Below are 13,218 nucleotides of genomic sequence, written 5' to 3'. Positions count from 1 at the left end.
ATTATTTCAGGACTTCACCGGCCAAAATTCCCCGGTCTCCGTGAAATACAAAAACCCGGCTACTGTTTTCCCGGGTACCAGCCTTCGTGCCGCTTCGCAGTACACCGCCATCGAGACCCGGTACTCTTCCGCGATCGCCGAATAATCTTCCGGCACGACAGCCATGCTCTTGTAATCGATCACGGCCCAGGAACCGTCATCGAGCTCTGCGAGCCGGTCGATCTTGCCGGTAACGGGCTGCCCTTCCCACGGGATCACAAATGGCAGCTCGGCAAACGAACGCTTCGCCCGCTTCATCAGACCGGATGAAAAGAATTTTTCCCGGATCTCTTCGCACTGCCGGACAGATTCCCCGGAATCAGCGCCGAACTCTTTGAGCACGGTCGCCGCATCCCGGCCCCGCAGCACTTCGTGGATGATCGTGCCCCGGTCCTCGCCGCGGGAAATATCGGGCAGGTACCGGTGCTCTCCGGATTCATGGGCCCGTGCCGGCCCCTGCCCCTTCTCCAGATCCGTAACCGGGGTAACCTTCAAACGGTCCGGCCCGGGATCATAGCATGGCGCTTCCCAGGTCCCCGTCTTCCCCCGGCATTCCTCCGGCACAACCACAAGCTCCGGTTCCGCCCGCCCGGCCTCGGCCGGGATCGTGGCCGGGTCCGTGGTGATCGTAAGCCGGATCCGGCCGGTCCCGTCCGGCAGCGCAAGCGTGAGCCCGCCGGCCTGCACCGCATCGCCCGTAATCCCGAGCGCCAGCGTGATCCAGTCCATCCGCGAACGGGCAAGCTCGTACGAGAGACCGGGCTCCTCCGGTACAGTCCCGCACATCACCAGGTGGTCCCGGGCCCGGGTCAGCGCAACATACAGGAGCCGCTTTCTCTCCGCCCGCTCTTTCTGCTTCTGGAGCTCGCGGAGCGCAAGGAGCACGGCGCTTCCCGTCATCTCGAAATTGTGTGCCGGGTCGGGAACCTTTACCCCCACCATCAGCGGGTTGTCGCCGATCATGATCGGAGGATAGCGGTCCTTAAAGGACATGCCCATGTCCGGCACGCAGACAACCGGAAACTCCAGTCCCTTTGCCGCGTGCACGGTCATGATGTTGACCGCATTTTCCGCAAGCGCATCGAGCGGCGCCTCGCCCTCGCGCTCATCGTCGTCCATTGCAGTCCGGAGATCCGCGGTAAAATCGCCGGGAGCATACTTCCCGCTCTCCTCCCGGGCCCGGGCCATAGCAACGAGTTTCTCGATATTGGCAAGGATCTGTTCGCCCTCCGGCAGCGCCGCGTATACCGTGTATACCCCGGACTCTGCGAGGATCCGGCGCAGCAGCGCCACAAGGCCGGTCCGGCCGGCGTACTGCTGCCATGAGGTCAGCCGCTTGAGCACCCCTGCCGCCCGGAAATCGTGCTCCGCATATCCTTTAAGTTTTTCAAAGAGCGTTCTCCCGCGCTCCTGCGCAACAAAGAAAAGCTCTGCATCGGAGAGCCCGCAGTACGGGGAGCGGAGGACACCGGCAAGGCTCACGTTGTCGTGCGGGCATTCGAGGAAGGAAAGGATGCCGAAAAGATCGTACACCTCCTGCCGGTGGTAGAACCCGGTACCCCCGTGTACATAGAACGGAATACCGTAGTTCTCCAGCGCCGTAAGATACGCGGAAAGGTTCGTGCGCTGCTCTAACAGGATCGCAATGTCGCCGTACCGGGCCGGGCGCGGGACAAACGTATGATCCGGCTGCTCCGCATACACGGTAAGCGGACGGGCATTGACCATGCTGTGGATCTTCTTTGCCAGCATCTCCGCCTCGATCCTCTTTGTCTCACCGGCATTCTCTCCTCCGGGCGAAAGGAGCAGCTCAACGGACCCGTCGTGACCGGCCCGGTCCGCTGAAATCTTCACCGGCTCGTACCCGAACTCCCATGCCTTCTCCGCAGAGGCAAGCAGCCGGGAAAAGAGGATGTTTGCAAGACCTACCACTTCCTTTGTGCTCCTAAAACTGGTATCGAGCGCGATCTTCTTGCCCCTGCACACGGTCTCGATCAGCTCCTGCGCCGCCTTGAACCGCGTTACGTCGGCGTCGCGGAAGAGATAGATCGACTGCTTGGGGTCCCCGACAATAAAGAGGCAGTCGGTTTCTGGCGTTGGCGTCCCGATCACGGCAAGGATGATGTCGAACTGCGAGATGTCCGTGTCCTGGAACTCGTCAACGAGGATATAGCGGTACCGCCGCAGGAAATGAGTGGTGACGAGCGTACCGTTGGAGAGGAAGAGGTGCCGGGCGCGGAGGATCAGGTCCGAGAAATCAAGACCGCCAAGAACCGCCTTCCCGTTCCCGACCAGCGCCGAGTACCGGGAAAAAACCCGCGAGAGATCGTGCAGGAACCGGACCGACCCGGCAATCACCGGATCCGAGGGATCCACGGTCAGCCGGAAGAGCGAAAGTTTCCGCTCAAGGATCCCGTTGAGATCCTTACGGGATTTCCTATAGAGATCGAGATCGTTTCCCCTCCAGTTCTTTTTGCTCCCGATATTACCGGGTCTCTTTCTCTCCAGTTCAAGCGCGACCGCACAGAACTCTGCGGTATCGGAAGTCTCTGCAAGCGTGGCAAGCAGGGGCTGGATCTCCGCAAGGAACTGTGCGGCCCGGTCCTCTGAACCTGTATACTCCCGGGCAAGGCCGAGCAATTGTTTCAGGCTGGCAGAGAACGAGGGATCGCCCCGGAGTGCCGCGATCTCCGCATCCCGGATCCGGCCTGTCTCCTCTTTCCACACCGTAATGACGCCGGTTTCATCAGCGTCCAGCGCAGCAAAAAACTGCGCGTACTGCTCGCGCCGCTCGTAGAGCGAGGCAAGTATCGACCGCAGCGTATACTGGTCGGTGATGGAGAGCACGCGGACGAGCGCATCGTGTGCCGGGCCTTCCTGCCGGGTATGAAACAGGTCCTCGCAGGCCTGTGCGTGGATCCGGGAGACCTGCTGCTCGTCAAGGACCACAAAGCCCGGCTCCAGTCCCGCCTCGATGGGAAATTCCCGGAGCACCTGTGCGCAGAACGAATGGAAGGTCTGGACCGGAGCAATCATGAAGTCCTCGGCCGCTTTCTCCCACTGCGGGCCTTCATGGATGAGGATCTCCTTTCGTATCCGTTCCTTCATCTCCGCTGCGGCCTTGTCGGTAAAGGTCAGGGCTAGGATCTCCGGCACGGCAATACCGCGGGACATAAGGAGGTCAATGTATTTCCGGACCAGCACGTAGGTCTTGCCGGTGCCAGCGCCTGCCGTGACCACCATGCTCCGGTCATGGTGCGTGATGGCATCGTTCTGGCGCCCTGTTGCAGTCATGTCGGGACTCCTCCGTTGCAGGAAAGGACGCGGTAGGGATCGAACCGGCAGATCCGCCGGAATTCGCAGTAGCTGTTCGGGCACGCTTCCCGGTCCGGGAGAGGGAAACGCCCGCCCCGGATCCCGTCAAGGTAGGAAAAGGAGCAGTCAAGCGAATGGTGCAGCAGGCCGGAAAAATCCGCAGAGACCCGGGGCCGGGAGATCATCATGTCCTTTGCGGCGGCATCCGCAAGCACGATGCTTCGGGCAATATCCCGCCGGATCGTGTAATATCCCCCGGCAATGCCACGGCCGCCGGTAATTTTTTCGTACGCGAGCAGGTACAGCGGCAGCTGGAGCGCCGTTCCCTCTTCGATATCCTTTGTCTTTGGATGCTGCGCGCCGGATTTGTAATCATAGATCAGGAAACTGCCGTCAGGGGCCTGATCGATCCGATCGATCCGGCCGCGGACAAGCATCCGGTGCGTCCCGTCGGGAGACGTGAGTTCCACGGGTGCCGGGGATCCCGGCTCGGCCTCCCCGCCAGGTCCCATGCCAAAGGAAAATTCAAAACACGACGGGACAAGCGGGGAGTCTGCCTCTTGTGTCTCGCAGGAAAGGAACCGTTCGAAATACCCGGGACCGTTTCCTTTGTCGCCAAGCATCAGGATCCGGGTGGCATCCCAGAGGGGGCTACTAAAATTATACCGGTCGAGCGATTCCTGTGCAATGCGGAGGATCAGGTCGGTTGCATCTGCAAGCATTGCCGGGGTGACCTTTGTCTGCCCGAGACCCCGCCACTGCCGGTAAAACGTGCTCAGGACCTCGTGGATGGCGCTCCCCCGGTCGGCTGCGGAGAGGTCGGGCTCCACATCGGGCAGCGCCTCAAGTCCGATCACCCGGCGGCAGAAATAGGCAAAGGGACAGCCGGCGTACAGTTCGAGGTTTGTCGGGGACCAGACATGATCCGCACCGTACCTTCCTGACAGGATCGCAAGGATTGGATCGTACCCGGAAAGGATGCCATCGTAAGGTGTGCTGCAACCGCCCTGCCGGTGATACCCTTCCATGTTCACGCGTTCCACAAGATCGTCAGGAGCAAGCGGTGCAGGGATAAGTCTGCATGCAGCCGTGAGTCTTCCTGTACGGATCTCCGCGCCGGCCCGGACGGCTGCTGTACGCCGGGATGCAAAAGAGAGCGTGCCGGACGGTACAGGCCACGGGCACTCCCCGGTCCGCATCCGGACCCGTTCGAAAAATGCCGAGGTCAGGAGCGGTTTTTCGCCATCGGCAAGCGGGGCGCTGAGGTACAGGGTCTTTTTTGCCAGAAGAAGGGCCGCGATGAAATAGTACTGTTCCTCCCGGAGGATCTCCGAGAGCGTGCGGGTCCCCATCCGCTTGTTCTCAAGCGTGTTGGTGAAAGGAAGCCGGGTGGTGAGCCGGGGAAACGTGCCTTCGGTAAGACCGCAGACAAACACAACCGGAAATTTCATGTGCGGGCATTCGCGGGGACCAAGAAGGGTAACCCCCGGAAGATCAGGAAGACCGCTCTCATCCGGCTCTTCGGCAATGGCCGCAACAAGCCGCGAAAATTCGTCCGGGCCGACAATCCTGCCGGCATCTGTCCAGGCAGCCGTGGCAAGGGCATTCACGCGCAACCGGAATTGTGTGCAGGCCGTTTTCTCCTTCTCTCCGGCGCCTTCATCGGGTGCTCCGGACAAAAACGGAATCTCCCATGCATCAAGGAACGTATCGAAGGCGCGGATATGATCGCGCAGGTTTTTCTTTCCGGTAAGGGTTTCGAGACCGGCAATCAGGATCCGGATCCCTTCCTGTACGCGTTCAACAGCAGGCAGCGATATGCCAGGGTAGTTCGTTGCCCGCTCTGGATCCGCAACCTGCTCATGGAGCCGGCCAAGCGCTTTCTCCCAGTCGGGGCGGGGACCATCGATGCGTGCGTACCGCGAGACCAGGTCCACTTCCGATGCATTGAGACTGACAGAACCGCCGGGCACGCGTTTTTTCCGGAAATACGGGCTCTGAATCAGCCGGACCATATCCTCGCGGGCATACCCTCCAGCCGCAAGGCCGGTAATGCCGGTCAGGAACCGGATCACGGGCGATCGGGCCATCGTGTGGCTGACTGCCGCATTCCAGGGGATCCCGGATTCGGCAAATACCTCTTCGACAAGCGCAAGGTTTTCCCGGAGATCCGGGCAGACCACCGCGATATCCGAAAGGGGCGTTCCCTCTTCGTTCAGCCGGGCAATCTCCGCTGCGACTGCATATATCTCGGCATACCGGGTGGGAAACGTCTGCACCCGGAAAAACCCGGGCGCCCCAAGAGAACCCGTTTCCGAGAAGAGACCGGTGATCTGCCGTGTTTGTTGTGCAGGTTCCCCGGAAAGTAAAACGGCAGGACCGTTGCGGAAAATATTCCGGTCAAGACCATGGGGAATAAAAAAATGTGCTGCAAAAGACCGCTCCCGGATTGCCCCAAAGAGCTCTTCTTCAAGAGGGAGGGGCTCGTAAAACCCGTATACAAAGACCGTCCCGAGCGGGGACGATTTTGTCCGGTACAGGAAATCGATCGTCCATGGAAGAAGCGTATCGTCATCAGCAAGGTCCCGCTCATGAAGGGCGTCCCGGTATGCCGTGATGATCGTGTCAAGCTGCCGGATCTTTTCTCCCTGGAGTTCAAGGAGGCATTCCGGGAACGGGACGTTCCGGTTCAGCGTGACATTCATGAATGTCATAAGGTCATCGATCGTACCCGGTGCCGGGTGATCCCGGGTAATAAAAAAGGGAACCTCTGCCCTCTTCTCTTCAACAATCTGTGCGAGGAGCATCCGGGCCTCGCTTCTTTGCAGGAACCGTTCGGTTGTCCGGTTTTCTATAAAGAGCGCATGGCAGAAACCTTCGATGGTGCAGATGTGCGAAGGAATGATGGGGCTTGCGCGCCGGGCAAGTTCGTCCGCGATACACCCGGCCAGCCGCCGGGTAGGGACAAGGATCCAGGTGGAGAACGGATCGGTTTTTGATGCCGACAGGTACCGTTCGATGACCGTATCAAGGTGCTCCCCGGGCAGACCGTACTCATGAGAAACTGACTGCGGGCCGGGGATCTGTTCCATAGATATCTGATCAACGCTTCTGGGGAAAAAGGAGATTATTCCAGATATTTGTCCAGCGGGATTGTCTCGATCTTTTCCCGGGTGACCGCCGTCACATCGATCTCATAGGCTTCCGCTTTCTTTGTAATGCTTTTAACCTCATGTTCGAGATCTTTTGTCGGGATCAGTTTCTTGCGCTTCTCCATCGGGGGGTTCATCTTCTCCGCTTTCTCAAACTCCACGACTTTTTTCATGATGTCATCAGGAAGCGACTCGCAGGACCGGAGCAGGCCTAAAAATTCATTGAAGAAGTACGTGTCGATCTGCATCCGCCGTTTGGTTGCATGCGCGAACTTCCCGATCACATGGCAGATATTCTCGCGGTCTTCCGGACTGAGCTGGTCAACAAACTGGTAATCCTCGATCTTACGGAGCGCCAAGACAATCGGTTCGAGGCTGTCGTACGTGACCACGTACACCTGGTAATCGGCCATGTCAAGGTGGAACTCGTCAAGATATTCGACCGTATTTGACGGGACCACGAGAAAAATATCTTTCTTGACGTTCTCTTCCTTTGCATACTTTTTCGCTGCCTCGGCCTGGTTTTTGATATATGTCGGGAAGTTATTGAGATCGTCGGGGTTCTTCGGGCTCTTTGCGTCGAAGATCACGTACTGGTCACAGATCAGAATCGCGTTATCGGGTTTCTTGCCGGCAACCGGGAACTTTTCCTTGTCGCAGTATTCCAGCGTGTGACGCTGGCAGATGGACCGGAGCGACTCTTCGACAACTTCCTCGTGCCGCTTCCACGTCTGTTCCATATCGGAAAATTTCTTCTGGAGTTCGGTGTCCCGTTCCTGCTGCACCCGGAGCCGGTCGTCGTCCAGTTGCTTTTTGAGTTCCTGGAGCGCGGTCATTCTCTGGTCGTGCTCATGGGTACGCGCTTCCTCTCTCTGGCCAAATTCCGTAAGCGCTTTCTGGGCGTCGATATACTGTTTGTTGAGCAGCTGGTATTTCTGATCGGTTTCAAAAAGATCCTGCCGTAACCGGCCGATGGTTTCCAGATTTTTCCGGTCTGATTCGGCAAGCCCGCCGGCTTCCTTTCCTTTTTCCGCGATCGTTCGGGTGAGATCCTCGTTTCTGGACTGGAGCTCGATCAGTTGTCCTTTCAGCCCGAGAATTATCTCATCGGTATTGGCAATCGTTCCGGAGAGCTTTGCCTCCAGTTTCGCCCGCTCGCTCTCTTTTTCCCCGGCTTTCTCGTTGAACAACTGGGCCCGGTTCTGTTCTTTTACCAGATCGTTCTGTGCCTGCGCGAAGCTCTGTTTCTGGAGTTCGAGATCCTTTGAGATATCCCGGACCTGTGCGGCCAGGTCAGCGATCTCCTGATCCTTTTTCCGCAGGGTACTCTGGATCTGCTGGTAGTCCCCGTATGCATCATATCCGAGCGAAACGGTAGTTTTCCATGAAAAAAGCCGTTCGAAAAATCCGATATTTTTTATCCGTTCCAGAAACTTTCCGAGATGTTCGAAAGGGGGAGTGTCCATAAGAGATGCACCGGGAATTGCCAGAAATAATCGATGATGAACTCTCGCCATGAAATCATATTAAGATACCTAACTGCGGGGTGAAACTAAAAATGGCCGTCTTAGTGTGCATCCCCATACCGGTACCCGCCCTCCGGCACCGCGATCTCGAACCGGGCCCCCTTCCCCGGCTCCCCGGTCTCCGTGATCGAAATTCCCGTAATCGAGAGGATCTCGCGGGAGAGGAACAGCCCGAGGCCCGTGTTGTGCCCAAAGCCCCGCTCGAACAGGCGTTTTTTGTCCGCAGAAGAGATCCCGTTCCCATCGTCTTCGACCCGGATCACCAGACCGGTCCCGGTTTCTTTACCGGAGATATCGATCGCGGTCATCGTCTGTCCGCCGTACCTGAGGGCGTTATCGATCAGGTTGTAGAATACTTTTCCAAGCAGCGGATCGGCATAGATCTCGACCTTCCCGAGATCCACGCGGATCGTAAGTTTCCCGACCGGCAGATCGGGCAATGCATCCTTCACGCTCGCAGCTGCGCTCTGCCAGACCGGGGCCGTGATTCCCAGGTTCTCGTATTCCTTGGTAAACTCGATCTGGCGTCCGATTGCATTTGCCGCTTTTTCCTCCCGGGCAATATAATCCGCGAGCCTGGCTGTATCGTGGAGGTAATTTTTTGAGAGCTCTAAATAGGTTGTTAAGCCGAGCAGCTGGTTCTTGATATCGTGCCGGGTGATACTGGAGAGGAGGTTGAGTTTCCGGTTGGTCTGTTGCAGGGCATCTTCCATTTTTTTCCGGTCCGTGATGTCGGCCAGCACGTAATTGAAACTGGTAATACGGCCGCCCTGTTCCAGGGGACGCGGCGATACGCTGATCCACCGGGTCGAGCCGTCCGGGACAAGGATCCTGAATTCGTCAGCCAGGTAACTCCCGGATAACTCTTGCCCGAAGATGCCGGCAACGCGGGCCTGGTCTTCCGGGTGGACGAACTTCAGGAACTGCTCCCCGACCAGGGTTTCTGCCGGATACCCGTACAGCCGGTACCCGACCGGGCTCACATAGGTAAATTTCCCCGACAGGTCAAGGGAGACTATCACCTCGCTTAGGTTCTCTACCAGATCGCGGTACCGCTTCTCGCTCTCGGCGAGTGCCGATACGGCCCGCATCTCTTCGGTCACATCCTGGACAATAGAGTGCAATAGTCTGCGGCCTCCAAAGAAGATGGTGCCGCTGAAGACACGGACGTCCCGGATCCCGCCATCCTTTTTCTTGTGCTGAAACTGGAACACGGCCCCGGGGCTTTTTGTTGCCTGGCGCATGGATTCGGACGTTTTCTCCGGGTCCTGGATATTGATCTGCGTGATGAGCAGGTGCTGCATCTCTTCGAGGGTGTAGCCATAATACCTGCAGGCCGCTGCGTTTGCATCAACGATCTGCCGGGTCTCCGGATCGACCAGGAACATCACGGCATTGTTGATCTCGAACATGTCGCGGTACCGCTTCTCGCTCTCGGCGAGTGCCGATACGGCCCGCATCTCTTCGGTCACATCCTGGACAATAGAGTGCAACAATCTGCGGCCTCCAAAGAAGATGGTGCCGCTGAAGACACGGACGTCCCGGATCTCACCATCTTTTTTTCTGTGCTGAAACCGGAACACGGCCCCGGGGCTTTTTGTTGCCTGGCGCATGGATTCGGATGTTTTCTTTGGGTCCTGGATATTGATCTGCGTGATGAGCAGGTGCTGCATCTCTTCGAGCGTGTAGCCATAATACCTGCAGGCCGCTGCGTTTGCATCAACGATCTGCCGGGTCTCCGGATCGACCAGGAACATCACGGCATTGTTGATCTCGAACATGTCGCGGTACCGTTTCTCCCTCTCTTTGAGAGCCATTTCCTCCTGGTCGCGGCCGGCCCGGGCTTTCTGAAGGGATTCCATCATCGCGGCAAAGGACGCGGAGAACTCACCCATGAAATCGACATGCTGGGTAAGATCTCCTTCCGCTACCTGTCCGACCTGCCAGGTCAGGTGCCGGAGGTTGGACTGCAGGGCCTTGAGGCAGCCGGCCGTACGGCCTTTTACGGCAAGATCCCGGGAAAGGTCGCCCCGGGCCAGGGACTGGCCAAACTCCTGGGTTGCGGCAAGATCGGCAAGAAGTACGGCAAGCTCCTCTCGGGTCTCTTCATCGGGCAGCAACGGCAGGTCTGCGGGTACCGTGCCGGTCCGGAACGTCTCGTTTATTGCCCGGATAACCGCCTGGATCCCGGGGTCGGAGGGTGTGGCGGGATTTTCTTCGTATCCGGTCATATGCACATTCCTAGCAGGACCGCAGGTTTACGCTGAACCTGCAGGTGCGGTCGCCGGTGCACCAGCAGTCGGTCTCGTGCACATCGTACGGCCTGCCGGTATATTCCTCCATAACCCCGGCAATGAATCCCTCGTCGTATGTACAGACGCCATACCCGGTCTCCGGCAGGCCCGAGCAGTCGAGGTCCTCTGATACGGTCATGACAAACGAGCCATGTTCCAGGTCAGCCTTTTCGATCCGTAAGAGGCCGATGTTCAATTCATGGAGGGCTTCCTGGAGTCTCCGTACAAACCCGTTAAAATCGTCCTGCCTGCCAATGACATGCTTGCAGAATTCCCGGCCGGCAAGCAGCCCGGCCCGGTAAAATATCTCGTCTGCCTTTGCGGTACCGTACTCCTGTTCGAGGATGTCGCGAAACGTATACTGCATGAGACGGTAGGCTTCAAGGCGCGTGGTGGGTCCCAGATTCGGCCGTCCCTCTATAAGGTCGCCAAGAAGATCCCAGGAAAAAACATATCTTCTGTTGCTGGTGCTCATGATGGCTCCACGGGTTTTTTTATCTTCACCATAATTATTCCGGGGATTGATAAAATAGTTTAGATCCGTTAAATGCCGGGATGCGTCAGCAGGGTTAAGTACGGCGCTCCTTGTTTTATCGGCCCGTACCCCCTTCCTTCCCGTGTACAGGATCCGGGCAGACGGCACCTGCATTCCGCCGGGTTTATGCCCGAGTATCGCGAATACCGTTTCTATTCAAAAGGAGGATCCCGAATCCATCATGCCAGAACCTGCATCCTGTACCGGCTCGCTCATCCCCAAGGACCGGGTCACCACTCTCGTAGATGCCATCTACGCATTCTCCATGACCCTGCTCGTGACCACCATCGATGTCCCAAGCAAGTACGAACATGTCAAGGTAGCGGCCCCGGTCCAGGCGATCATTAACAGCATCCTCCCCGATCTTATCCATTATTTTATCGCATTTACGATCCTTGCCATCCTCTGGTACTTCCATCACCAGCAGTTCCGGCACCTTGCCGGCCTGAACCGGACCCTGCTTGTCACCACGATGATCTCGCTTTCCTTTGTCTGCCTGCTCCCGTTCTCCACCAATATTGCCGGGGACTACCCGTACGATGTGCTCGGCGCAATCATCTTCGAGCTCGATATTTTCGTGATCGGTCTTGTCACGCTCGTGCAGTGGTATTACTTACGGAAACGCAGTGCGGTCCTGGTACCCGGCCTTGAACCCGACCGGATCGAACGCGAGATCGTCTGGAGCTGGGTCTTCCCGCTGCTCTCCATTCTCGGGATCGCCATTGCACTCGCTGGTCTCAACTGGAGCCCCGGGGTCTATTTCCTTGCTCCCCTGATCATGGCATATCTCTACCGGAAGGCTGAGGTCTGAAAAAAATCGGTCGCTCTGTACCAGGCCATACACGCGAAAGTTTGGGAGGGTATCCCCCGCGTTCCGGACTGCACGTGAGATCGCAGATCCGCGATATGCCCGGCAGGATCTCCCCCGGGCCCGGACGAGCCGGCCGTGACGGACATCCACGCTCACTTCCCGCAGTCGTCCCTCGCTCTTTTCCGGTAACTGCACAGGACGGGTAAAGGGCCCGGAGCACTGTTTTCTCCCGGGAACCGTTCGGGCCGAAATACAAACTCTATATTTTATTAATTTTTTATGATATATTTTGTTTGTTCGATTATTATTGTTCTGTATATTAATATTTCTGTGGGCAAAAAAAGCTGTTAATCACTTGTATTGCTGAAAATACCAATTATAATGGTCGATCGTGAAGAACTATGGAGACGATCATAAATATAAATGAGCGGAGGAAATGTACTTCTTAGATGTCGCAGTCGGAGACAACCCGGGACAATTTTTCCCGCGAAGCCATCAACAAGATGAGGATCGGGTTATCCGCGATCCGTGAGATCAACTCCTCGGTCAAACTTCTCTCCTTAAATGCCCGGATCGAGGCAGCACGGGCCGGGGATGCCGGCCGGGGTTTTGCAGTGGTCTCCGAGGAGATGAAGCGTTTAAGCGACGGGATCCAGCTGACCGCAGAAAAACTGGACGGCGAGATCAGCAGCACCGAGCAGGAGATGAATGAAGCGGAAACCTCCGCCCGGGGCAACCGGTTGAGCGACCTGGCGTTCAATGCGATCGAGATCCTCGACCGCAACCTGTACGAACGCACTGCCGATGTCCGCTGGTGGGCTACCGAGTCCGCATTTGTCGATGCCTGTGCCGAAAGCGAAAACGAGGAAAAGGCCCGGCTTGCGGTAAAACGCATGGACATCATCCTTAAGAATTACACGATCTACAAGGAACTCGTGATGGTGGACCTCAACGGACGGATCCTTGCAAACGGCCGGCCCGAACAGTTCCCTCTCCAAGGACGGGATGTCTCTGCCGAACCCTGGTTCCGGGGCGCTGCAGCAACCGCGAACGGCTTAGAATATTTTGTAGCAGATATCGGCCCCTGCTCCCTGACAAAGGATAATGCCGTGATCTATGCGGCCGCGATCCGGGAAGGCGGCATGACCACCGGGCGGGTCACGGGCGTGCTCGCGGTGATCTTTGACTGGAGCCAGGCAGAATACATTGTAAAGAACGTCCGGCTGAGCGAGGCCGAACGGGCCGGCTCAAGGGTTATCCTCTTTAACGGGAGCGGCAGGGTGATCGCTGCAAGCGACGGGAGGGGCGTGCTCTCCGAAGATGTCTCGCTCATTGGCGGGATAAAACGGGCGCTTGCCGGGGAAAAAGGTTTCACGATAGAATCCCACCACGGCAAAAAGACAATCATTGCGTACGCGTGCACGCCGGGATACGAAACCTACCGCGGCCTTGGCTGGGGCTGCGCCATCCTGATCCCTGCATAACACCGGTGCGAAACGTTTCGCCAAAACGTGTCAGATCTAACCTGTTTTTTAATTTTTACCGG

The 13,218-nt window shown here is 57.5% G+C and carries 7 protein-coding genes; 2 read left to right on the top strand and 5 right to left on the bottom strand.

What is annotated here, in order from left to right; all coding sequences use genetic code 11:
- Positions 1 to 6: 6 nt before the first annotated feature.
- From BP758_RS02930 to BP758_RS02910, 5 genes are all read right to left on the bottom strand, one after another.
- A complete protein-coding gene (locus tag BP758_RS02930; protein WP_292368537.1) occupies positions 7 to 3,333 on the bottom strand; it encodes a UvrD-helicase domain-containing protein in 3,327 nt (1,108 codons plus the stop codon).
- On the bottom strand, positions 3,330 to 6,446 hold the full coding sequence (locus tag BP758_RS02925; protein WP_292368535.1) for a PD-(D/E)XK nuclease family protein: 3,117 nt from the start codon (positions 6,444 to 6,446) through the stop codon (positions 3,330 to 3,332). Before BP758_RS02925 ends, BP758_RS02930 begins: the two co-directional genes overlap by 4 nt.
- 35 nt (positions 6,447 to 6,481) lie before the next feature.
- Complete coding sequence (locus tag BP758_RS02920; protein ID WP_292368533.1) at positions 6,482 to 7,972, bottom strand: hypothetical protein; 1,491 nt, start codon at positions 7,970 to 7,972, stop codon at positions 6,482 to 6,484.
- A gap of 101 nt (positions 7,973 to 8,073) precedes the next feature.
- On the bottom strand, positions 8,074 to 10,263 hold the full coding sequence (locus BP758_RS02915; protein WP_292368531.1) for a PAS domain-containing protein: 2,190 nt from the start codon (positions 10,261 to 10,263) through the stop codon (positions 8,074 to 8,076).
- Between the two features lie 10 nt (positions 10,264 to 10,273).
- Complete coding sequence (locus tag BP758_RS02910) at positions 10,274 to 10,801, bottom strand: V4R domain-containing protein (protein WP_292368529.1); 528 nt, start codon at positions 10,799 to 10,801, stop codon at positions 10,274 to 10,276.
- A 241-nt stretch (positions 10,802 to 11,042) separates the two neighbouring features.
- Here BP758_RS02910 and BP758_RS02905 point away from each other — a divergent pair, with 241 nt between their 5' ends.
- Both BP758_RS02905 and BP758_RS02900 read left to right on the top strand, forming a co-directional pair.
- Positions 11,043 to 11,672 carry a TMEM175 family protein gene (locus BP758_RS02905; RefSeq protein WP_292368527.1) on the top strand — a complete coding sequence of 210 codons (630 nt, stop codon included), beginning with the start codon at positions 11,043 to 11,045 and terminating at the stop codon, positions 11,670 to 11,672.
- Positions 11,673 to 12,121: 449 nt separating this feature from the next.
- Entirely contained in the window at positions 12,122 to 13,156 is a 1,035-nt protein-coding gene (locus tag BP758_RS02900) for a methyl-accepting chemotaxis protein (protein ID WP_292368525.1), read from the top strand.
- The last annotated feature ends 62 nt before the right edge of the window (positions 13,157 to 13,218 follow it).

The organism is Methanoregula sp. UBA64, from assembly GCF_002502735.1.
GTDB lineage: Archaea > Halobacteriota > Methanomicrobia > Methanomicrobiales > Methanospirillaceae > Methanoregula.
Note: the sequence above shows the minus strand (reverse complement) of the source record. Positions and strands in the feature narration are given on the sequence as shown.

What these genes read in the sequence shown, in the direction of transcription:
- BP758_RS02930 (WP_292368537.1), bottom strand. Translation starts at nt 3,333, where the DNA reads ATGACTGCAACAGGGCGCCAGAACGATGCCATCACGCACCATGACCGG.
- BP758_RS02925 (WP_292368535.1), bottom strand. Translation starts at nt 6,446, where the DNA reads ATGGAACAGATCCCCGGCCCGCAGTCAGTTTCTCATGAGTACGGTCTG.
- BP758_RS02920 (WP_292368533.1), bottom strand. Translation starts at nt 7,972, where the DNA reads ATGGACACTCCCCCTTTCGAACATCTCGGAAAGTTTCTGGAACGGATA.
- BP758_RS02915 (WP_292368531.1), bottom strand. Translation starts at nt 10,263, where the DNA reads ATGACCGGATACGAAGAAAATCCCGCCACACCCTCCGACCCCGGGATC.
- BP758_RS02910 (WP_292368529.1), bottom strand. Translation starts at nt 10,801, where the DNA reads ATGAGCACCAGCAACAGAAGATATGTTTTTTCCTGGGATCTTCTTGGC.
- BP758_RS02905 (WP_292368527.1), top strand. Translation starts at nt 11,043, where the DNA reads ATGCCAGAACCTGCATCCTGTACCGGCTCGCTCATCCCCAAGGACCGG.
- BP758_RS02900 (WP_292368525.1), top strand. Translation starts at nt 12,122, where the DNA reads ATGTCGCAGTCGGAGACAACCCGGGACAATTTTTCCCGCGAAGCCATC.